The following is a 21,501-nucleotide window of genomic DNA, read 5'->3' on the forward strand; positions in this document are numbered from 1 at the left end:
CCACGGCGTTCGCCCGTGCGCGGCGCGGCGCCGGCCTGGCGGCCGACTTTGCCGGAATGGGCGCCGCCGCGGGTGCGCGCGGCGCGCACGGGCGACGCGGCAGCGGCAGCGCGCATCGCCGCAGCGACCCGTCGGACGCGGCGGCGCAAGCGGCGAAGGATTCAGCGCGCGCCGGCGGCTTCGGTTTCCTGCGCGGTCAGGTACAGGCGCAGGTCGAATTCGAGCTGGTGGTAGTCGCGGCTCATGTGCGCGCACAGCTGGTAGAAGCCCTTGTCGTGCTCGCGGTGCTTGAGGTGGGCCAACTCGTGCACGGCGATCATCTCCAGGAACGGCTCGGGCGCGTCGCGGAACACGGTGGCGATGCGGATCTCGCGCGAGGCCTTGAGCCTGCCGCCTTGCACGCGCGAGATCGCGGTATGGGTGCCCAGGGCCTGGCTCACCACCTGCAGCTTGTTGTCGTAGATCACCTTGTTGAGCGGATCGGCCTTGCGCATGTAGCGATCCTTGATCGCCACCACGTAGGCGAACAGCGCCTTGTCGTCGCGCACCGCGTGGCCGCCGTGGTCGTAGCGCTTGCGCAGCGCCTCGCCGAGCTTGCCGGCGTCGATCAGCGCTTGCACTTGGGTCAGCACGTGCGGCGGGTAGCCGCGCAGGTAGCGGAGCGGGTCCATGCGTGCACGATACGGCATCGTTGCCGGTCGTGTCGGCCATTGGTGGCACGGCGACCGCGCCGGTCGGCGGCGAAGCCCGACTGTAGGAGCGGCGCAAGCCGCGACCGCGACAATGCAACGGCGACGACAGCTTCGGCGTAGCTGCGTTGTCGCGGTCGCGGCTCGCGCCGCTCCTACAGAGGCTTCCGGTCAGAAACTCGACAGGCCGCTGGCTTCGGCGATCCGGTACCAGATCTTGCGCAGGGTCGAGTCGTCGGCGTACTTGGCGTAGTCGGCGCTGATGCTGCGTCCGTCGGTGTTGCTCCAGCTGCGTTCGAAGTACGCCCGCGCCTGCCGCGCGACCGGCGCGTCGTCGAGCGCGATCACCCGCGCGCTGGATTCCAGGTTGTAGTCGTCGAGGTTGCGGCGGGTGTAGTTGGCCGAGCCGGCGATCAGCTCGATCTTGCCGTCGCTGCCGCTGCGCAGCAGCAGCTTGGCGTGGCATTGCTCGCCGTGGGTGTCGCACCAGCGCAGCGGCACGCCGGCGGCGACCAGTTCGGCGGCGACCTGGCGGTTGGGCACGCCGTTCTTCTTGCGTCCGAACGCGTCTTCGTTCGGGTCCAGCAGCACCCGCACCGCCACCCCGCGCTTGTGCGCGGCGGCGACCGCGTCGACCAGACGGCGGTGGGAGAAATAGAACACGGCGATGTCCAGGCGGTCGCCGCCGCGCGCGCCGTCGACCGCGGCGAGCAGGGCGTCGCGGATGCGGCCTTCGGTGAGCACCTGCACGCGCGGCGCGCTGGTGGTGTCGACGATGCTTTCGCGCGGAACCGATGTGGGCAGCGCGCGCGGCCAGGCCGCGCCCGACAGCGCCGCCACCGCGCGCTCGCTGGCCAGCAGGTCGAGCGCGGCGGCGCCGCCGAAACGCACGGCGACGTTGCCGTGCAGGCTGCTGGCATCGTGCGGATTGGCCGAGGCCACCAGCGCGGTCCAGTCCTCGCCCTGGTCGACCACCAGGGTCTTGCGATGGTTCGCGTTGAGGTTGAGCAGGGCCAGCCAGCTGCGCAGGCTCACCTTGCCCGGCCCGAGCGGATTGGGCAGCCAGCCGCCGTCGCTGTCGTTGCCGGCCCAGCGGCAGCACAGCTGCCACAGGCCCGACCAGGCCGGATTCGGCGTGCGCAGGCGCGCCAGGTCGGTGACCACGACCTGCACGCCGGCCTCGCGCAACTGCTGCAGCTGCGGCGAGACGCGGCCGCCGTAGACGGTGTTGATCGGGTCGGTGATCAGCACCACGGTCAGCCCGGGCACGGCGCGCTTGCGCGCGACCAGCGCGTCGGTGAGCTCCTGGCTGAGCTTGCGGTAGCGCACTTCGCCGGAGTTCTCGCTGCCGAAATCGTTGAACAGGAACTGGTCGGCGACGATCGCGCGGCGCGCCTGGCCGATCAGGCGCAGGGCTTCGTCGAACACGTGCTGGTCGCTGTGGCGCGCGCCCTGCGGGTCGGTCCAGGTGAGATCGGTCAGCAGGGCGACGTCGCGCGCGCTGCGCAGCGGGCCGGCGACGCCGATCCCGGGCGGCAGCGGCTTGTAGACGTGGTAGACGGCGCTGGCGATCCACGCCAGCGCGAACAGCGCCAGCGCCAGGCGCAGCCCGCGGCGCGGACGGCGGGCGGGGGCGGTGTCCGGGTCGGTATCGCGGTCGGTATCAGGGGAGGAGGGCATCGATGCTGCGTTCGGGACGGTGGGCCATGGTCGAGATCGCGGGTCGCTTGCGCAAGCTCGGCCGTGCGGGGCGGCGCGCTTGCGGGAGGGCCTCAGGCCTTTGTGGGAGGGCCTTCAGGCCCGACGCTTTTCTGGTACGAAGGCATCGGGCCTGAAGGCCCTCCCACAAGGACACGGGCCTGCCCACCAAGGCACAGGGCTTTTCCGCAAGCGTCGGCCGCCGCCTCGCCAACCCTACGCCGCAGAAGGGTTGCGCCGCACCGGCGGGGGACACAAATCGGTCATCGGCCCGCCCTAGGCTGGGCAGGATGAACATCCTGATGCTCTCGGACGTGTACTTCCCGCGGGTCAACGGGGTGTCGACCTCGATCCGCACCTTCGCCCAGTCGCTGGCGCGCATGGGCCACGCGGTGACCCTGGTGGCGCCGGACTACGGCCCAGGCAGCGGCCAGGAACTGCACGACAGCGACGAGTTCGAGATCGTCCGGCTGCCGGCGCGGGTGATCTTCTTCGATCCCGAGGACCGGCTGGTGCGCGCGCCGGAACTGCGCCGGATCCTGCCGCAGCTGGCGCAGCGGCACTGGGACGTGATCCACATCCACACCCCGTTCCAGGCCCATCGCCTGGGCGTGCGCCTGGCCGAACGCACCGGCCGGCCGACGGTGGAGACGTATCACACCTATTTCGAGGAATACATCGGCCACTACCTGCCGTGGGCGCCGGTGGCGCTGCTGCGGCTGGTGGCGCGGCGGCTGTCGCGCATGCTCTGCCACGGCGTCGATCACCTGATCGTGCCGACCGCGCAGATGGTCGAGGTGCTGGACCACTACGGCATCGCCACTCCCTCCACGGTGCTGCCGACCGGCATCGACCTGAGCGAGTTCGCGCGCGGCGACGGCGCGCGCTTCCGCGCCGAGCACGGCATCGACGCCGCGCGCCCGACCCTGGTGACGGTGAGCCGGCTGGCGGTGGAGAAGAACATCGCGTTCCTGCTGCAGGTGGCGCGCCGGCTGGTCGCGGATTTTCCCGAGCTGATGTTCATCATCGCCGGCGAAGGTCCCGACGCCGAGCGGCTGAAGCGGCTGTCGAAGGAATACGGGCTCGACGCCAACGTGCGTTTCTTCGGCAATCTCGACCGCCGCACGACCCTGCTCGACGCCTACCGCGCCGGCGACGCCTTCGTGTTCGCCTCGCCGACCGAGACCCAGGGCCTGGTGCTGATCGAGGCGATGGCGTTGGGCGTGCCGATCGTCTCCACCGCGGTGATGGGCACCGCGACCGTGCTGCGCGATGCGCGCAGCGCGGTGATCAGCGAGGAGAACGTCGAGGACTTCGCCGCGCACGTGGCGCGGGTGCTGCGTTCGCCGGAACTGCGCGCGCAGCTGTCGGCGGCCGGGCCGGTGGACGCGCGCGGCTGGAGCACGCAGGGGTTGATGGAGCAGGTGGTGGCGCTGTACCAGCGCCTGGCGCAGGCCGCGCCGCGCAAGCTGGAAGCGTCGAAGACGCAGGCGCAGGCCGCGCGCTGAGCGTCCGCCCGGCACCAGGCGGCCGCGGTTGCGGGACGGCCTTCAGGCCGGATGCTTTTGTTTCAGGTCGGCATGATCGGAACCAACCGCATCGGGCCTGAAGGCCCTTGCGCCGTTCACCGCGCGACCCGCACCCGCGCCGCCAGCGCCAGTCCCAGCAGCGCCAGCGCCAGGGCGATCGCGAACCCGCAGGCATAGGCCAGCGTGTGCGAGCGCGCCAGCAGCGCGGCGAACAGCGAGCCGCCCGCGGCCAGCGCGGTGGCGGTGTAGATCGCATCGCCCAGGTGCAGCGCCGAGGAGTTGCGGCCCTGTTCCTGCGGCGGCGACAGTTCCAGCATCAGCACCGACAGGGTCGGGTAGATCAGGCCCATGCCCAGGCCCGCGACGATCCAACCGCCGATGCCGAGCGCGACCGGCGCGCGCAGCAGCGCCATCGCGGCGATCGTCGCCACGCCCAGGGCGATCATCGCCATGCCCGCCTGCAGGTAGCGCCACGGCCGCTGCGGCTGGGCGTCGCGGCCGCGCAGCCACGAGCCGCTCGACCAGCCGATCGCGCCCAGGGTCAGCACCGCGCCGGCCCAGGTCGGCGACAGCCCGCGTTCGGACGACAGCAGCAGCGGGATGTAGGCCTCGGTGAGGAAGTAGGCGCCGGCGGCGATGCCGCGCAGCGAGACCACGGTCGGCAGGCCGCGCGCGGCGCGCAGCGCGCCGCGCGGCAGCAGTTGCGAGGCCGCCAGCATCAGCGCGACGGCGGCCGGCAGCAGCCACACCAGCGCGCTCCAGCCGCGTTGCTGGCCGCCGTAGTGCAGGGCCAGCAGGCTGGCGGTGGCCAGCAGCGCCCACGGCAGGCGCAGCGCGTCGCCGCGGCGCGGCGGTTCGGCCTGCGCCACCGGGCCCAGCCCGCGCAGCGCCGGCAGCACCCAGCACGCGGCCAGCGCCGCGACCGCCGGCACCGCCAGGAACACCCAGCGCCAGCCGACGTGTTCGACGATGGCGCCGCTGATCGCCGGGCCGACGATCGCCGGCAGCACCCAGGCCGCGGCGAACGCGGCGAAGATCTTGACCCGCAGCGCCGGCGGATAGACCCGGCCGACCACCACGTACAGCGCCACCGAGATCAGCCCGCCGCCGAAGCCCTGGATCACCCGTCCGGCGACCAGCCAGCCCATCGACGGCGCCAGCCCGGCCACCACCAGGCCCAGCGCGAACCAGGCGATGCCGTGGCGCAGCGGCGCGACCGGGCCGCGCGCGTCGGCCCAGCGTCCGGCCGCGACCATGCCGACCACGCTCGCGGCCAGCGTCCCGGCGAAGGCCAGCGCGTACAGCGGCAGGCCATCGAGCGCGCGTGCCACGGTCGGCATCGCCGTGGTCACCGCCAGCGCCTCGAACCCGACCAGCGCGACCAGCGCGACCGCGCCGGCGGTAAGCCCGCGATAACGCGGCGCGAACAGGCCCTGCGCGGCGGGGTCGTCCGGCCCGCCGCGTTGCGCCGCGTTGGCCTCGTCTGCGCCCGCGCCGGAGCCGGAGCCGGCCGTGGCGCTGGTGGCAGGGGCTTGAACCCCGGTGCTTTGCGTTCCGCTTGCCATATCCTCGCCTGCTTCGAAGCTGGCCGCGGCTCTTGTGGGAGGGACTTCAGTCCCGACGCTGTCCGTTCCGGCCGCCGCATCCTCGCCCGCATCGAAGCCGGCTGAAGCGCTGATGGGAGGGACTTCAGCCCCGATGCTGCCCGTTCCGACCGCCATATCCTCGCCCGCATCGAAGCCGGCCGCGGCTTTGCCGGCCGGGCCCGCAGCCCCGATGCCTCGCGCTGCGAGCGCCGCGTCCGGTCCGGCGCCGCCTCGCACGGACGCTCCCATCCCGGCCGATCCGCTCCGCTGCGCCAGCATAGGTTCGTCGGGGACTGGGATGGAAGCGTCCGCGCCAGGCGGCGCGTGGCGGACGTTGTCGGGAGAGCCTCCGGCTCCGCTGCCCTGCGACCCGATCACATGGCCCATCGGCTCCGGAGGCTCTCCCGACAACGCCCGCGCGTGCCCGCCCGAGGCGTCGCCGCTGCGCTCGCTCATGCGCTCAACCTCAGCAGCGACAGCGGCATGGCTTCGTACACCATCAACACCACCTTGCCGCGCGCCGGGCCGCGCTCGACCGCGCGGTGGGCCTCGGCGGCGCGGGTCAGCGGGAACATCTCGCGCACCGGCACCAACAGGCCGTGGCGCTGGTGCACGGCCACCAGTTCGGCCAGGCGTTCGCGGCTGCGCTGGCTGCGCAGCGCGGGCAGGCCGTGGCGCGGCGACAGGCTCAGCGCGCGCGCCGCAGCGACGCGCTGCAGCCACGGCGCGAAGCCGTCGTCGCCGCTGGCGTCGAACAGCGCATCGACGCCGCCGGGAGCCAGCGCGCGCGCGCGCTCGATGCCGCCGCCGTCGTCGGCCACCGGCTGCGCGCCGAGCGTGCGCAGGTAGTCGTGGTCGGCCGCGGCGGCGGTGCCGATCACCCGCGCGCCCCAGGCCACCGCCAACTGCACCGCGACGCAGCCCAACGCGCCGGCGGCGCCGTGGATGACGAGGGTGTGCCCGGCGCCGACCTGCAACTGGCGCAGCGCGGCGTGCGCGGTCTGTCCGGTCGAGGGCAGGGCGCCGGCGACCGCCCAGGTCATGGTGTGCGGCTTGTGCACCAATTGTTCGGCCGGCACGGTCAGCGCCTCGGCGTAGCTCATCGCCGCGGCCCAGCCCATCACTTCGTCGCCGGGCTGGAAGCCGCTGACGCCGGCGCCGACCTGGTCGACCACGCCGGCGAACTCGTTGCCGAGCCGGTGCGGGAAGCGGGCGCCGCCGCGGCCGGCGGCGCCCACGCCCAGACCGCTGCGCAGGGCGATGTCGCTGGGCCGCACGCCGGCCGCGCGCACCCGCACCCGCACTTCGCCGGCGGCGGCCTGCGGCATCGGCAGCTCGATCGCGCGCAGCACTTCCGGCGCGCCATAGCGGTCGAACACCACGGCCTTGACCCGGGGGGAAGGAAGCGAATCGTGCGCGGACGTGCGCTTGCGCTGCGAGGCCATGACTTGACGCCTGATTGGGACGGGGAGCAGCATAGAACCTGGACTTAAGTTGAGGTCAAGGGCCTGCGTGCGGTTTTTTGCCGCAGTTCCGGCCCGGCCGCGCACACCGACCGAGGCGGTGCATGAACATGGCGATGGAACTGAGCGTGGGGCAGGTGGCCGAACGGTCCGGGGTGGCGGTGTCGGCGCTGCACTTCTACGAGGCCAAGGGCCTGATCCACAGCGTGCGCACCGGCGGCAACCAGCGCCGCTACAGCCGCGACACGCTGCGCCGGATCGCGGTGATCCGGGTCGCGCAGCGCGTGGGCATGCCGCTGGCGACGATCCGCGAGGCGCTGGACACGCTGCCGGATTCGCGCGTGCCGACCCGCGCCGACTGGAGCCGGCTGTCGGCGGCGTGGAAGGACGAACTGGAGCAGCGCATCGCCCACCTGAGCCTGATGCGCGACACCCTGGACCAATGCATCGGCTGCGGCTGCCTGTCGCTGGACCGCTGCCGGCTGGCCAATCCCGACGACGCCTGGGGCGAGGCGGGCTCCGGCGCGCAGCGCTGGGCGGCGGCGTTGAAGGAGAGCCGGCCCAAGCGGCGCGGCAAGCGCGCGCAGGAGTGAGGGTTCGGGCGAGCCGAGGCGAAAGCATCGGACCTGAAGGCCCTCCCACAGAAGTCCGCGGTTGTGGCAGGGCCTTCAGGTTCGATGCTTTTGGCTCAGTTCGCCGCGCACCGTTACCATGTCCGCTTCCCTCCCACTTCGGTTCCGCCATGACCGTATCGATGTACTCCGCCAGCGTCCCGGTGCTGCAGCAACTGCTCGGCAGCCTGTCCACGATCCTCGAGCGCACCCAGGCCCAGGCCGCCGAGCGCAAGATCGACGCCGACGCCTACCTGCAGGCCCGCCTGTTCCCCGACATGTTCCCCCTGCTGCGCCAGGTCCAGATCGCCTGCGACTTCGCCAAGGGCATCGGCGCGCGCCTGGCCGACGTGGCGGTGCCGGTGTACGACGACAGCGAGCGCAGCTTCGACGAACTGCAGGCGCTGATCGCCAAGACCCGCGCGTTCCTCGACGGCCTGGAGCCGGCGCTGTTCGAAGGCGCGGACGACCGCGAGATCGTGCTGCGCCCCGGCACGCCGAAGGAGCGCCGCTTCAACGGCCGCGACTATTTGGTGCACTACGGCCTGCCGCAGTTCTTCTTCCATGCCACCACCGCCTACGCGATCTTGCGCAACAACGGCGTGGAGATCGGCAAGCGCGATTTCATGGGCCAGTACTGAATCGGCGAATCGGATTCGGAATCGGATCCGGGTTCGGATCCGGGTTCGAATGAAAAGGCCCGCTTCGGCGGGCCTTGTTCGTTGCAGGGGATGGCTTGCCGCGCGTGTCGGAGCCTGTCGCGATCCGGCCGAACAGCGTCGGGCCTGAAGGCCTTCCCACAAGCGCGAGCCGAGGCCTGAGGCTGTTGTGGGAGGGCCTTCAGGCCCGACGCTTTCCGATCCGGCAGCGACACCGGACATGCCCGTGTCCAGTCGCGAAAACCGCCGCGCAGCGCGCCGCCGCACACCGTATTTTCCATCGCGTTTTTCGACCGCCTTCGCATCGGGTCTCGGCCCCTGCGACGCCCGCTTGCGATGATGTTTTCCCGTTGGCGGCAAGCGCTTGCGAACGGGTCCGGACCCAGGCCATGGACGCGATCGCGCAAGCGGCGCGCGCACGGATGCGCGGTCCGGAATCTTCGGATCCCCCGATCCCCAAGATCCCACCAGAAGGAGTTGGCATGCCGTACAAGAGTATCCAGGGGCCCCTCGTGCTGAGCCTGGCGCTGATCGCGCTGGGAGCGGGCGCGATCGGCGCCCCGCAGTCGAAGGATGGACTTCTCGACCTTTCCCTCAGCCAGGTCGTCTCCGCCGCCTCGCAGCAGGCGCGCGCGCACGACGCCGAGCAGCGGTCCTTGCAGCGGCGCGCGGACCGCGAACGCTTCCAGCGCGCGCTGCAGCCGCGCGGCGACGCGGCGCTGGCGCCGATCGCGCGCGAACTGGCGCAGCTGCGCCGCTTCGAGCCGCTGCGCGCGGGCGACCTGGTCACCCACAGCGTCGACGGCGCCGATTCGACCGTGGCGCTGCGCGGTTTCGTCGGCAACGGCGCGCCGCTGCGCTACAGCCTGGTCCAGGCGCCGCGCCACGGCCGGGTCACGATCGAACGCGACCGCGCGACCTATCGCCCCGATCCGGGCTTCGCCGGCGTGGACAGCTACACCTATCGCGTGCAGGCCGGCGGGGCGAGCGCGGAGGCGATGGTCGCGGTGACCGCGATCCGCGACCGCGCGCTGCCGGCGACGGCTGCGGCGGCCTTGTAGCCGCCGTGCGATTCGGGCGCCGCCGCGCAACGCGGTGGCGTCGGCAGGACCCCGCAATGGGGTAGGGGACGGCTCCCGGCGCCAGGCGCGCGAGCCGATGCCGCCACCGCCCGCGCCTGCAGCGCTGGCATGCACGCTGCTGCGGTCGTCTCGTCGTGGTGACGGCCGAAGCGAGCGCGCGGCCGCGTGCAGGGCGCGGCGGTGGCGGCGGTTCCCCGGTGTCGGCCGGCCGCGGCGTGCGCAGACAGATCGATCTGCGCCGCCGCGGCCGGTACGGGCCGAAACGCGATGCGAAGCACGCGCGCGCATCGGTCGGCGCTCGCATGCGGCGCCGGCGCGGCACGGCGGTCGCGCCGGGTTTGTTCGCAGGTTCGCCGGCGGAGACGCAGGCGCCGGGCGAGCGCATGCGCAAGTGCGTTGCGCGAAGCCGCGTGCGGCTACGCGTACGCAGGAACAGGACGTCTTTCATCCTCGTCAGTGATGGAAGCCGAGCGGGCAGGACGCCCGCGACATCGGCGGCTCCGGCTGCCGCGCCGCCCTGGGCGCGGCGTGGCGGCCGGGGCCGGGCGATGCGGACTGCGCGGCCGCGGATCGCGAGGCGTCGGGCCTGACGGCCCTGCCACCCTGGCATTGGACGCAGCCAGGCCGGTGTGGGAGGGCCGTCGGGCCCGACGCTTTCCGACCGGATGCGCGCCGCGCCGCGAAGCCGAGGATTGCGCGCGCAACGACGCGTTCCTCGCCGCCGCCGGTCGGCCAACCGCGCGCGCCGCGCAACGGGGGGCTTGCATCCGCGCGCCGGCGCAGGGACGATGCGGCCTCGGCTTTTGGGGAGGCCCGCATCGATGGACTTGCTGACGCTCGATCATTTTTCTTCGCACGTGAACGAGACCTACGCCGCGCGCATCAACGACGGCGAAGTGCCGTTCGTGTTGGTCGAGGCGCGCGCGCTGAGCACCCAGCCGCAGCCGATGGCGGGGCGGGTGCCGTTCTCGCTGCTGTTCCGCAACGCCTCGGCGTTCCTGTTCCCGCAGCAGATCTATCCGATGCGGCATGCCTCGATCGGCGAGGTCGGCATCTTCCTGGTCCCGGTCGCGCGCGAGCGCGAGGGCTTCCTCTACCAGGCCGTGTTCAACTGACCGGCCGGCCCGCGCGCGTCTGCGCGGGCATCGCTTCGCCTCGGCGCGTCGCCGCCGGGGATCGCGCCCGCCGCGTTTTCCAGGGGCTGCGCCCGGCCGCGATCGGCCGCCGCGCGCAGCAGCGCACGGATCGGGTCGGCCGCCGTCGCGGCGGCGCTCAGCGCAGGTCCGATTCCCAGCGCATCGCCGCGTGGGTCGGCAGGTTCTCGGTCAACACGAATCCCAAGCGCTCGTACAAGCGGCGCGCACCATGGTTGCCGTGCTCCACGTGCAGGCGCATGCCGCGTCCGCGCGCGTGCGCCTCGTCCTGGGCCCAGCGCACCAGTCCCGCGCCGATGCCGCTGCCGCGCGCGCGCGCGTCCAGGCTGATGTCCACCAGCAGGTGCTCCGGCGCGGCGCGCTGCAGGTAGATCCGGCCGACCGGTGCGCCCTCGTGCTCCACCACCAGGAAGTCGGCGCGTTCGTAGTAGCGCACGTAGTGCAGGTGCTGCATCGCGAACTGCTGGTCCAGGAACGCCGCCAGCGCCTGCGGCGGCCAGCCCATCGGCGCGAATTCGTGCGCGCGCAGCTCGCGGTACAGCGTGCGCAGCCAGCCGATGTCGTCGGCGCGCGCGGCGCGCAGGCCGATCCCGCGTTGCGCCAGGGACGCGGGCAGGTCCAGGCCGTCCCCGCGCCCCTCCGGGGGCGCGGGAAGGTCGGTGCGGTCGGCGCGCGGCGGCGGGAACGCCAGCGCCGGCGCAGCGGAGGGCAGGGCCTGCATCAGCTGAACGCCGGGAACACGCCCTGCAGTGCGATGCAGAAGTTCATCGCCAGGTACGGCTGCCGGTTCTCGTGCGGCTGGCCGCCGCCGGCCGGCTGCAGCACCGTCGGCGCCAGCGGCGCGTTGGCGGCGTTGGAGGCCACGAACGCGTTCATGCTCGGCGAGCCCAGCGCGTTGCCGTTGGACGGCGACGCCGCCTTCTTGGCGTCGGTGGGCTGGTTGTAGACGTTGAGCGTATGCGAGTGCGCCGGCATCTGGTTGCTGGTCAGGGTAACCGAATTGACGCCGAAGGCCTCGCCGACGTTGCGCGGCGTGAGCCCGGCCCCGCTGCCTTGGTTGGCGGCGGCGCGGTTGACGAAGTTGGGCAGCTGGAACGTGGTCTGGCCGTTGCCGCCGTACTGGGTGCCCAGCAGCGCGAACAGCGCCGTGTTCTGCTGGATCGCCATGGTGGCGCCGTTGCACGCGGCCCAGCCGCGCGGGGCGAAGTTGAAGCCGAATACCTGGATTTGGGCGACGAAAGGTTCGGTCATGGGTAGGTCCTCGATCTGCGGCCCGTCGCAGCGTTGTCGCCGGCGGGGGCCAGGAATGCGGAAAGTCAGCCTTGCGACGGATAGATGCCGAAGGCGGCGATGCAGTACTGCACGGTCAGGGTCGGCATCTGGTTCTCGTGCGGCTGAGAGCCGCCGATCGTGCTCACCGACAGCGGGCTGGCGGCGAAGGCCGTCGCGCCGCTGGTGTCGGTGACATAGAGCACGTCGCCGTTGAGCGCGCCCGTCTCCAGCGTCGCCGCCGGGGTTTTCGAGGTGGCGGTGAGCGTGGTCGCGACCATGGTGTGGGTGTGCTGCGGCATCTGCTGGCCGATCAGGGTGACGTTTTCGCTGCCGGCGCGCTGGCCGATGGGGTAGTTGCCCAGGCCCAGGCCCTGGCCTTGGTGGACCGGCACGCGCCCTTGCAGGTCGGGCATGCCGAAGGTGTTGATGCCGTCGCCGCCGTAGGTGGTGCCGAGCAGGCTGTACAGCGCATCGTTTTCGGCGATCGAGACCAACTGGCCTTTGCAGGCGTACCAGCCTTGCGGAATGCGGTTGAAGCCGAACAGGCGGATCTCGCCCAGGTATGGCTGACTCATGAGAGGTGCTCCAGGAATGTCGTACTGCGGATAGGAGTGGCCGCGGCGCGGCCGCAAGCTCGTTCGCGAGTCAGTTGCGCGAGGGGTAGATGCCGTTCAGGGCGATGCAGAAGTTGATCGCCAGGTAGGGCTGCACGTTGGCGTGCGCCTGGGTGCTGCCGGCGTTGCCGATGGTGGCCGGGTTCAGCGCGACCTGGGCGCCGCCGGTGGTGGAGTACATCTCTTTTTCGGTGGCGCCGAACAGCTGCCCGGTCGGATTGCGGCCGGTGGCCGCGCCGGAATTGCAGCCCAGGGTGTGGGTGTGGTTCGGCATCTGGGTGACCAGCAGGGTCACGTTCTCGACGCCGCCGATCTCGCCCTGGTTGTAGGGCGCCGGGTTCCAGCCCGGGTCGGTCGAGTTGCCGGCCCCCACCGGCGTGCGGCTGCGCAGATCGGGCAGCATGAAGTTGGTGACGCCGTTGCCGCCGTACATGGTGCCCAGCAACGAGAACAGCGCCTGGTTCTGCGCGATCGGCAGGGTCTGGCCGTTGCACAAGGCGAAATACTTCGGCGCGAACTGAAAGCCGAAGGTCGTGATCTGCCCCAAGAATACTTCTGTCATCTCTTCCCCCAGAGGTGTTTTCCGGGCGCCGTGCGCGCCCGGGACTGCGTTCCCGGAGCCTCGGCCGCACGCCCCGTCCGCGCACGGCGGAACGGGCCGGTCCGGCCGGGTCCCGGGTATGGCGCATCAGCGCCATGCCCTTGCTTAACGCGAAGCGGTGCCGAAGGCGGCCGCTTTCGCATCCGTTTTGCGTATCAGGTCAATGAAAGGGATGCGCCAGGGGCAGTTGGCGCACCGAAACCAGATCGCTCACGGGCAAAACCCCGGCAGATCCGCGCATGAAGCGCGCAGCGCCGGCGTCAGGGGAAGAACAACATGCAACAGCAGTCGGCGCAGTCTGCGGGCGTTTCGCACGTCTCGTACTGGGGGCATTCGGCCGCAGCCAGGACCTGGCGGCGCGGTCTGGCGGCGATCCTTATCGTCCTGGCGGGGCTATGGTCGTTCGGCGCGGTCGCGGCGCCGTCGGTCCTGTGCCCGGTCAAGACCCTGGCGGTCGCCAACGGCGGCACCGCGGTCCTGGACGCCGACCTGTGCGACGGCGGCCCGCCGCCGGGCGGCTTCGGCATCGGCACGCTGATCACCCCGCCGCAGCACGGCAACGTGACGGTCAACCAGAGCACCGACAAGGTCACCTACACCCACAACGGCGACACCGCCCTGACCGACGTCTTCACCTTCGGCGACGGCGTCGGCGGCGAAGTCACGGTCAACGTGACCATCTCCGCCGCGACCAGCCCGATCACGGTCACCCCGGCCTCGATCGCGCCGCAGCTCGGCGTCAGCTACAGCCAGTCGCTCAGCGCCACCGGCGGCGTCGCGCCGTACACCTTTACCTTCAGCGCGGGGACGCTGCCGACCGGGCTGAGCTTCGCCAACGGGACGTTCTCCGGCACGGTCCGCCAGCGCGGCAACTTCCCGGTGCAGATCAGCGTCACCGACTCGACCGCGCCGACCCCGCTGACCACGGTCAAGTCGTACACGATCGCGATCCCCAACAACCAGCACGACTTCACCCCGGCGGCCCTGCCGACCCTGTACCGCACCGCCAGCTACAACATCGCCCTGGCCGGCAGCGGCGGCGTCGCGCCGTACAACTACGCGATCGAGACCGGCGCGCTGCCGGCCGGCCTGAGCATCAGCGGCGGCGCCATCGTCGGCACCCCGACCGCGTCGGGCGCGTACACCGTCACCATCAAGTCCACCGACAGCAGCCTGCCCGGACCGGGCGTGCCGGCGGTGGCGTTCCGCATCCGCACCTACACCGGCACCGTGCTGGAGCCGCCGACCGTGGTGGTCAATCCGGTCACCATTCCGGGCGCGACCGTCGGCGCCGCTTACAACCAGGCCTTCACCGCCAGCGGCGGCACCGCGCCGTACGCGTTCGCCGTTTCCGCCGGCGCGCTGCCGGCCGGGCTGACCCTGGACACCGCCGGCGCGCTGACCGGCACGCCGACCGCGGCCGGCACCTTCAACTTCACCGTGCGCGCGACCGACGCCAACAACTTCCCCGGCACCCGCGCCTACACCCTGGTGGTGGCGCCGCCGGTGATCTCGATCGCGCCGCCGACGCTGCCCAACGGCCTGGTCGCCGCGTCCTACACCCAGACCCTGAGCGCGTCCGGCGGCGTCGGTCCGTACACCTTCGCGGTCACCGCCGGCGCCTTGCCGGCGGGCCTGACGCTCGCGGCCAACGGCGCGATCTCGGGCACGCCGACGGCGGGCGGCACCTTCAACTTCACCGCCACCGCTACCGGCACCAGCACCGGCACCGGCGCGCCGCACACCGGCTCGCGCGCCTATGCGCTGGTGATCGCGCCGCCGACCGTGAACCTGCCGGCGACCTCCCTGGCCAACGCCACCCAGGCCGTGGCGTACACCGCCACGCTCAACCCGGCCAGCCAAGGCACCGCGCCGTACAAGTACGCGGTGACCGCCGGCGCGCTGCCGCCGGGCCTGAGCCTGAACATCAACACCGGCGTGATCAGCGGTACGCCGAGCGCGTCGGGCACCTTCAACTTCGCCGTCACCGCGACCGACAGCAGCACCGGCTCCGGGCCGTACAACTCGGCGCCGCGCGGCTATGTGCTGCAGGTGGTCAACATCCCGCCGGTGGCCAATGCGGTGTCGGCGTCGGTCGCCTACAACAGCGGCGCCAATCCGATCACGCTCAACATCACCGGCGGCGTGGCGACCTCGGTCGCCATCGGTACGGCCCCGCTGCACGGCACCGCGATCGCCTCCGGCGTGACCGTCACCTACCAGCCGAACCCGGGCTACGCCGGCCCCGACAGCTTCACCTACACCGCGACCAACAGCGCCGGCACCTCGGCGCCGGCGACGGCGACGATCTCGGTCGGCAACCCGACCATCACCGTGACCGCCTCGGGTCCGTTCACCGCCCAGATCGGCGTGGCGTACACCCAGACCTTCACCTGGAACGGCGGCGCCCAGCCGTTCACCGGCTTCCAGGTCACCGGCCTGCCGGCCGGCCTCAGCGTCACTGCCACCAGCGCCAACACGGCGACGGTGTCGGGCACGCCGAGCGCGGCCGGTTCGTTCGCGCTGAACGCCAGCGCCACCGACGCGAGCACCGGCAACGGGCCGTTCACCGTCGGCCAGGGCTTCACCCTGAGCGTGTCGGCGCCGACCCTGACTCTGAGCCCGGCGGCTGGCACGCTGACCGCGGTTTACGGGACGGCCTACAGCCAGACCTACGTCGCCGGCGGCGGCACCGCGCCGTACAACTATGCGATCAGCGCCGGCGCCTTGCCGACCGGCCTGAGCCTGGATCCGGCCACCGGCGTGCTCGCCGGTACCCCGACCGTGACCGGCCTGTACACCTTCTCGGTGCGCGCACGCGACAGCTCGACCGGCGCCGGCGCGCCGTTCGCGCGCACTCAGAACTATGTGATGCAGGTGCAAGCGCCGACCATCGTGGTGTCGCCGGTCAGCTTCGCGGCCGCCCAGGTCGGCGCCGCGTACAGCGCCACCGCCACCGCCAGCGGCGGCATCGGTCCGTACACCTTCGCGATTCCGGCCGGCAGCGCGCCGCCCGGACTGACCATGTCCAGCACCGGCACCCTCAGCGGCACGCCGACCGCCGGCGGCACTTTCAACTTCATGGTCATCGCCACCGACGCCAACGGCCAGACCGGCAACCGCGCCTACATCTTCAGCGTCGCGGTGCCGACCATCGCGATCGCGCCGGTCACGCTGCCCAACGGCGGCGTCGCCCAGCCGTACAGCCAGACCCTGAGCGCCAGCGGCGGCACCGCCGGCTACAGCTTCGCGGTCACCGCCGGCTCGCTGCCGGCCGGGCTGAGCCTGAGCAACGGCGGCGTCATCAGCGGCACGCCGACCGCGGGCGGCGCGTTCAACTTCACCGTCACCGCGACCGATTCCAGCACCGGCAGCGGGCCGTACACCGGCTCGCGGGCCTATACGCTGACCATCGGCGCCTCGACCATCCTGCTGCCGGCGACCCCGCTGGCCAACGCGACCGTGGCCTCGGCCTACAGCGCCGCGCTGAATCCGGCGACCGGCGGCACCGCGCCGTACTCGTATGCGATCAGCGCCGGTGCGCTGCCGGCCGGGATGAACTTCAACGGCACCACCCGCGTCGTCAGCGGCACGCCGAGCGCGCCGGGCACGTTCAACTTCAGCGTCGTCGCCACCGATTCCAGCGGCGGCACCGGCCCGTACAGCTCGGCGCCGCAGAGCTATACGCTGACCGTCGCCGACATCGTGCCGGTGGCCAATGCGGTCTCGGTCAACGTCGGCTACAACGCCGCCGCCACGCCGGTGACGCTCAACATCACCGGCGGCATTGCGGCCTCGGTCGCGATCGCTGCGGCGCCGGCGCACGGCACCGCGATCGCCACGGGCACCTCGATCACGTATCAACCGAACGCGGGTTTCTCCGGCCCGGACAGCTTCACCTACACCGCGACCAACGTCGCTGGCACGTCGGCGCCCGCGACGGTGACGGTGAACGTGGCCGACCCGACCATCACCATCGCGGCCTCGGGCCCGCTGACCGGGCAGGTCGGCACGGCCTACACCCAGACCTTCACCTGGTCCGGCGGCGCCGCGCCGTACAACAACTTCAACGCCGCCGGCTTGCCTGCGGGCCTGAGCATCACCGCCACCGGCACCGACAGCATGACCGTGTCGGGCACGCCGACCGCGTCGGGCACGTTCAACGCCACCGTCAGCGCGCGCGATTCCGGTACCGGCCACGGGCCGTTCACCGTCGGCCAGGTGTTCGCCTTCATCATCGGCGCGCCGACCCTGTCGATGACGCCGGCGCCGGGCAACCTGCCGATGAACTACGGCACCGCCAGCAGCATCAACTTCGCCGCCAGCGGCGGCACCGCGCCGTACAGCTTCAACCTGGTCGCCGGCTCGCTGCCGGTCGGGGTGAGCCTGACTTCGGCCGGCGTGCTCAGCGGTACGCCGACGGTGCCGGGCAACTACAACGTCACCGTGCGCGCGCAGGATTCGAGCACCGGCACCGGCGCTCCGTTCCGCATCGACCAGAGCTACACCATCGTGGTCGCGGTGCCGAGCATCGCCATCGATCCGGCCTCGATCCCGAACGGCACCGCCGCGGTCGCCTACAACCAGAACTTCAGCGCCACCGGCGGCGTCGCGCCGTACACGTTCGCGCTCACCGCCGGCGCCTTGCCGGTCGGCATGAGCCTGACCTCGGCCGGCGAGCTGTCGGGCATCCCGCGCAGCGACGGCAACTTCAGCCTGACCGTGCAGGCGACCGACGCCAACGGCCAGACCGCGTCGAAGGTCTACACCTTCGCCATCGCTCCGGCGACGCTGACCATTTCGCCGGCGACACTGCCGGGCGGCGTGGTCGGCACCGCCTACAACCAGGGCCTGAGCACCAGCGGCGGCATCGCGCCGTACACCTACGCGCTGGCGTCGGGTTCGTTGCCGGTCGGCATCGCGCTGAGTCCGGCGGGCGTCGTCAGCGGCACCCCGACGACCGCGGGCAGCTACAACTTCGCGATCCGCTCCACCGACGACGCCGGCTACAACACCACGCTCAGCTACACCGTCGTCGTCGCCGACGCGGTGCCGGTGGCCGTCGACGACAGCGCCAGCACCCAGTCGAACCAGGCCGTCACCATCAACGTGATCGCCAACGACACCGGCATCATCGCCTCGGTGGCGGTGGCCTCGGCGCCGACCCACGGCACCGCGACGCCGAGCGGCACCACGGTGGTCTACACCCCGGCCAGCAACTACTTCGGCAGCGACAGCTTCACCTACACCGCGACCGGTCCGGGCGGCACCTCCGCGCCGGCCACGGTGACGGTGACGGTCAACGCGTTGCCGGTGCCGGTCGGCCAGCCGCAGAACGCGACCACGCTGTCGACCCAGCCGGTCACCATCGACGCCGCCACCGGCGCCACCGGCGCGCCGTTCACCGGCGTGACCCTGCTGGCGCCGCCGAGCTCGGGCACGGCGACGGTGCAGGGCACCCAGATCGTGTACACGCCCGCGGCCGAGACCGTCGGCGCGATCGCGCTGACCTACACCCTCAACAATCCGTTCGGCGCCTCCGCCCCGATCACCTCGACCATCACCGTCAACCCGGTGCCGGTGGCCACGCCCAAGCGCGTGCGCACCATCGCCGGCGCCACGGTCAAGGTCGAGCTGACCCAGGACGCGCGCGGCGGTCCGTTCACCGGCGCGGCCCTGGTCTCGCTGACCCCGGCCGGCTCGGGCACGGCCACGGTCAGCGCGGCCAACGGCGGCTACACGCTCAGCTACACCCCGGTGATCGGCTACTCCGGCCTGACCGTGGCGACGTTCACCTTGAGCAACGCCTACGCCACTTCGGCGCCGGCGACGGTCGAGATCGAAGTCGCCCCGCGCAGCGATCCGTCCAAGGACGCCGAAGTGCTGGGCATCCTCAACGCCCAGGCCGAGGCCGCGCGCCGCTTCGCCAACGCCCAGATCGGCAACTTCCAAAAGCGCATGGAAGGCCTGCACGACGGCGGCACCGGCGGCTCGCGCTTCGATAACGGCCTGAGCTTCTCGGTCGACCCGCGTTGCCGCGAAGGCGCGCGCCGCACCCCGGGCAGCGATTGCCGCGAACCGGCCCTGGGCGACGAGCAAGCCGGCGTGGACGCCAAGCCGCGGGTGGAAGGCACCGGCCCGCAGTACGGGGTCTGGACCGGCGGCACCATCGAGAGCGGCAACCGCGACGGTCGCGGCGGCGGCTCCGGCGGGCTGGACTTCAAGACCAGCGGCGTGAGCCTGGGCGCCGACTACCGCGTGCGCCGCGACTTCGCCTTCGGCGGCGGCGTCGGCTACGGCCGCGACGACACCGACGTGGGCACCCGCGGCAGCCGCAGCAAGGGCGAGAGCTACAGCGCGGTGCTGTACGCCAGCTACCACCCGGGCGAGAGCTTCTTCCTCGACGGCCTGCTCGGCTACCAGTGGCTGTCGTTCGACTCGCGCCGCTTCGTCACCGACACCGGCGGCATGGTCCGCGGCAGCCGCGACGGCAGCCAGTGGTTCGCCTCGGTCTCCACCGGCCTGGAATACCAGCGCGACAAGCTGCGGATCTCCCCGTACGCCCGCCTGGACGTGGCCCGCGCCACCCTCGACGGCTACACCGAGAGCGGCGACGCGCAGTACGCGCTGAACTACCGCGACCTGGACGTGGACACCACCACCACCAGCCTCGGCCTGCGCCTGGACTACCGCCACCCGGTGCGTTGGGGCACGTTCTCGCCGCAGCTGCGCCTGGAATACCAGCACGACTTCCAGGACGCGAGCTACGCGATCATGAGCTACGCCGACATGGTCGGCGGCCCGTTCTACCGCGCCCGCCTGCAGGGCCTGGACCGCAACCGCTTCGTGTTCGGCCTCGGCGCGGTGCTGCAGACCGAGCGCGACTGGGCGCTGCGGCTGGAGTATCGCGGCCTGTTCGGCAGCGGCAACGACGACGACAACAGCTTCATGATCAACATCGAGAAGAAGTACTGATCGAAGCGGGATGAACGCAGCGGCGGGCGCCTTCGGGCGCCCGCCGTTTTTTTTGCGCGCGCTTCGGCCTGGCCGCCAGGCGCGATCGCCTCGCCGCGAGCGCGTATCGAGTCGGGGCGGGACTGTTCGAGGCGGGCAAGGCAGCGGCGCGGGTCCGACCCGGGCAGCGCGGTGGGAGGGGCTTCAGCCCCGACGCTTTCGGCGCAGATCGCCTGCGAGGCACGCTTGTCCGACGCCAAAGCGTCGGGCTGCAGCTCCTCCCTCTAGGGCCGGTCCCGGCGACGCGTCCCGCCGCGCTGCGGCGTCGAAAATGCCAAGATGGGCGCAATCTCCCGCGATTTCGCCGCCATGTCCGACTCCGCCACGCCCGCCTTCGCCAGCGCCGCCCGCGACCGCCTCGGCGAGGACGCGCTGGCGCTGCTGCCGCTGGCGTTGCCGGCCGGGCAACTGGCCGCGCTGCAGGCCGCCTACGCCGCGCCGCCGCGCGCGTACCACAACATCGGCCACGTCGCCGAAGTGTTGCGCCACTACGCCGACGTCGCCGCCGGCCCGGGGTGGGCGCAGCCGCGCGAAACCGCGTTGGCGGTGCTGTACCACGACGCGATCTACCAGGCCGGCCGCCGCGACAACGAAGCGCGCTCGGCGCTGCTGGCGCGCGAGCACATCGCGCGCTGGCAGGCGGCCGACGGCATCGACGCCGCGCGCGTCGCCGAACTGATCGAACTGACCGCGCGCCACGGCGCCATCGCCCGCGACGACGTCGACGAGCAGACGCGCCTGTTCCTCGACGGCGACATGGCCATCCTCGGCGCCGAGCCGGCGGTATTCGACGCCTACGACCGCGGCATCGCCTCGGAATACCGCGGCCACGTCCCCGGCCCGCTGTTCCGGCTCAACCGCCGGCGTTTCCTCAAAGCGCTGCTCAAGCGCGAGCGGATCTTCCTCAGCGATTTCTTCCACGACCGCTACGACGCCGCCGCGCGCAACAACCTGCGGCGCGCGATCACCACCAAGCGCTGAGCGCGCTGTCGTGGGAGGGGCTTGAGCTCCGATGCTTTCGGCTCAGGCCTCCGGAGCCGTCATGGCGAGCGGATCGAAAAGCGTCGGGGTTCAAGCCCCTCCCACAAAGATCGGGCAATGCCCCGCTTCGATGCTTGTGCTGTTGCGGGAGGGGCTTGAGCCCCGATGCTTTCAGTGCAGATCGCTGGAATCCGCATCGCGAGCGGATCGAAAAGCGTCGAGGCCCAAGCCCCTCCCACAAAGATCGGGCAATGCCGCGCTTCGATGCTTGTGCTGTTGCGGGAGGGGCTTGAGCCCCGACGCTTTCGGCTCGGATCGCCGGAGCCGTCATCGCGACCGGATCGAAAGGCATCGGGGCTCAAGCCCCTCCCACAACAGCGCGCCGCCATGAAAAACGGCGGCCGCTGCGCGCGGCCGCCGGGGCGGTGGGGAAGGACGGCGGCGCAAGGCCGCCGCTGCCGTCGAGCGTGCGACGCGTGCGCGTCGCTAGACCGATGAAGCAGGCGCCTCCGGGTCGCCATCGCGGGGGAGAGGGTAGGGCGCCGCGG

Annotated in this window: 15 protein-coding genes; 7 read left to right on the forward strand and 8 right to left on the reverse strand. The window is 72.0% G+C overall.

Annotated features, from left to right (window positions below):
* Positions 1-161 precede the first annotated feature (161 nt).
* Together BLV01_RS14485 and BLV01_RS14490 are read right to left on the reverse strand one after the other, a co-directional pair.
* Complete coding sequence (locus tag BLV01_RS14485) at positions 162-671, reverse strand: YgjP-like metallopeptidase domain-containing protein (protein ID WP_091800901.1); 510 nt, start codon at positions 669-671, stop codon at positions 162-164.
* Between the two features lie 189 nt (positions 672-860).
* Positions 861-2,369 (reverse strand): phospholipase D family protein, encoded by a 1,509-nt coding sequence (locus BLV01_RS14490; protein WP_091800905.1) that lies wholly within the window; start codon positions 2,367-2,369, stop codon positions 861-863.
* Between the two features lie 308 nt (positions 2,370-2,677).
* Between BLV01_RS14490 and BLV01_RS14495 the strand changes: the two genes are divergently transcribed.
* Positions 2,678-3,895 (forward strand): glycosyltransferase, encoded by a 1,218-nt coding sequence (locus BLV01_RS14495; protein ID WP_091800907.1) that lies wholly within the window; start codon positions 2,678-2,680, stop codon positions 3,893-3,895.
* A gap of 116 nt (positions 3,896-4,011) precedes the next feature.
* Here BLV01_RS14495 and BLV01_RS14500 read toward each other — a convergent pair whose 3' ends face one another.
* Positions 4,012-5,481: an MFS transporter gene (locus tag BLV01_RS14500; protein ID WP_091800910.1), complete on the reverse strand. Its 1,470-nt coding sequence runs from the start codon at positions 5,479-5,481 to the stop codon at positions 4,012-4,014.
* Positions 5,482-5,954: 473 nt separating this feature from the next.
* Positions 5,955-6,947: an NADP-dependent oxidoreductase gene (locus BLV01_RS14505; protein ID WP_091800913.1), complete on the reverse strand. Its 993-nt coding sequence runs from the start codon at positions 6,945-6,947 to the stop codon at positions 5,955-5,957.
* Positions 6,948-7,075: 128 nt separating this feature from the next.
* Here BLV01_RS14505 and soxR point away from each other — a divergent pair, with 128 nt between their 5' ends.
* From soxR to BLV01_RS14525, 4 genes are all read left to right on the forward strand, one after another.
* Positions 7,076-7,558 carry a redox-sensitive transcriptional activator SoxR gene (gene soxR, locus BLV01_RS14510; RefSeq protein WP_091800992.1) on the forward strand — a complete coding sequence of 161 codons (483 nt, stop codon included), beginning with the start codon at positions 7,076-7,078 and terminating at the stop codon, positions 7,556-7,558.
* A 149-nt stretch (positions 7,559-7,707) separates the two neighbouring features.
* Positions 7,708-8,217: a DUF1993 domain-containing protein gene (locus BLV01_RS14515; RefSeq protein ID WP_091800915.1), complete on the forward strand. Its 510-nt coding sequence runs from the start codon at positions 7,708-7,710 to the stop codon at positions 8,215-8,217.
* Between the two features lie 500 nt (positions 8,218-8,717).
* Positions 8,718-9,296: an Ig-like domain-containing protein gene (locus BLV01_RS14520; RefSeq protein WP_139178701.1), complete on the forward strand. Its 579-nt coding sequence runs from the start codon at positions 8,718-8,720 to the stop codon at positions 9,294-9,296.
* Between the two features lie 842 nt (positions 9,297-10,138).
* The gene (locus BLV01_RS14525; protein WP_091800921.1) at positions 10,139-10,432 is read left to right on the forward strand and encodes a DUF6916 family protein; all 294 of its coding nucleotides are present in this window, start codon (positions 10,139-10,141) and stop codon (positions 10,430-10,432) included.
* A gap of 157 nt (positions 10,433-10,589) precedes the next feature.
* Here the strand turns inward: BLV01_RS14525 and BLV01_RS14530 are convergent, their stop codons facing one another.
* The 4 genes from BLV01_RS14530 to BLV01_RS14545 form a co-directional block, all read right to left on the reverse strand.
* On the reverse strand, positions 10,590-11,192 hold the full coding sequence (locus BLV01_RS14530) for a GNAT family N-acetyltransferase (RefSeq protein ID WP_091800924.1): 603 nt from the start codon (positions 11,190-11,192) through the stop codon (positions 10,590-10,592).
* Positions 11,192-11,722 carry a phage tail protein gene (locus BLV01_RS14535; protein WP_091800926.1) on the reverse strand — a complete coding sequence of 177 codons (531 nt, stop codon included), beginning with the start codon at positions 11,720-11,722 and terminating at the stop codon, positions 11,192-11,194. Before BLV01_RS14535 ends, BLV01_RS14530 begins: the two co-directional genes overlap by 1 nt.
* A 65-nt stretch (positions 11,723-11,787) precedes the next feature.
* Entirely contained in the window at positions 11,788-12,318 is a 531-nt protein-coding gene (locus BLV01_RS14540) for a phage tail protein (protein ID WP_091800929.1), read from the reverse strand.
* Between the two features lie 70 nt (positions 12,319-12,388).
* The gene (locus tag BLV01_RS14545) at positions 12,389-12,919 is read right to left on the reverse strand and encodes a phage tail protein (RefSeq protein ID WP_091800933.1); all 531 of its coding nucleotides are present in this window, start codon (positions 12,917-12,919) and stop codon (positions 12,389-12,391) included.
* Between the two features lie 315 nt (positions 12,920-13,234).
* Here BLV01_RS14545 and BLV01_RS14550 point away from each other — a divergent pair, with 315 nt between their 5' ends.
* Positions 13,235-19,933 (forward strand): putative Ig domain-containing protein, encoded by a 6,699-nt coding sequence (locus BLV01_RS14550; RefSeq protein WP_091800937.1) that lies wholly within the window; start codon positions 13,235-13,237, stop codon positions 19,931-19,933.
* 411 nt (positions 19,934-20,344) lie between these two features.
* Positions 20,345-20,953 (forward strand): HD domain-containing protein, encoded by a 609-nt coding sequence (locus BLV01_RS14555; protein ID WP_091800994.1) that lies wholly within the window; start codon positions 20,345-20,347, stop codon positions 20,951-20,953.
* Positions 20,954-21,501 lie beyond the last annotated feature (548 nt).

Source organism: Lysobacter sp. yr284 (assembly GCF_900107375.1).
Classification (GTDB): domain Bacteria; phylum Pseudomonadota; class Gammaproteobacteria; order Xanthomonadales; family Xanthomonadaceae; genus Lysobacter.

Bases quoted from the DNA above. Each gene is read 5' to 3' on its own strand.
- BLV01_RS14485 (WP_091800901.1), bottom strand. From the start codon at position 671: ATGGACCCGCTCCGCTACCTGCGCGGCTACCCGCCGCACGTGCTGACC.
- BLV01_RS14490 (WP_091800905.1), bottom strand. From the start codon at position 2,369: ATGCCCTCCTCCCCTGATACCGACCGCGATACCGACCCGGACACCGCC.
- BLV01_RS14495 (WP_091800907.1), top strand. From the start codon at position 2,678: ATGAACATCCTGATGCTCTCGGACGTGTACTTCCCGCGGGTCAACGGG.
- BLV01_RS14500 (WP_091800910.1), bottom strand. From the start codon at position 5,481: ATGGCAAGCGGAACGCAAAGCACCGGGGTTCAAGCCCCTGCCACCAGC.
- BLV01_RS14505 (WP_091800913.1), bottom strand. From the start codon at position 6,947: ATGGCCTCGCAGCGCAAGCGCACGTCCGCGCACGATTCGCTTCCTTCC.
- soxR (WP_091800992.1), top strand. From the start codon at position 7,076: ATGGCGATGGAACTGAGCGTGGGGCAGGTGGCCGAACGGTCCGGGGTG.
- BLV01_RS14515 (WP_091800915.1), top strand. From the start codon at position 7,708: ATGACCGTATCGATGTACTCCGCCAGCGTCCCGGTGCTGCAGCAACTG.
- BLV01_RS14520 (WP_139178701.1), top strand. From the start codon at position 8,718: ATGCCGTACAAGAGTATCCAGGGGCCCCTCGTGCTGAGCCTGGCGCTG.
- BLV01_RS14525 (WP_091800921.1), top strand. From the start codon at position 10,139: ATGGACTTGCTGACGCTCGATCATTTTTCTTCGCACGTGAACGAGACC.
- BLV01_RS14530 (WP_091800924.1), bottom strand. From the start codon at position 11,192: ATGCAGGCCCTGCCCTCCGCTGCGCCGGCGCTGGCGTTCCCGCCGCCG.
- BLV01_RS14535 (WP_091800926.1), bottom strand. From the start codon at position 11,722: ATGACCGAACCTTTCGTCGCCCAAATCCAGGTATTCGGCTTCAACTTC.
- BLV01_RS14540 (WP_091800929.1), bottom strand. From the start codon at position 12,318: ATGAGTCAGCCATACCTGGGCGAGATCCGCCTGTTCGGCTTCAACCGC.
- BLV01_RS14545 (WP_091800933.1), bottom strand. From the start codon at position 12,919: ATGACAGAAGTATTCTTGGGGCAGATCACGACCTTCGGCTTTCAGTTC.
- BLV01_RS14550 (WP_091800937.1), top strand. From the start codon at position 13,235: ATGCAACAGCAGTCGGCGCAGTCTGCGGGCGTTTCGCACGTCTCGTAC.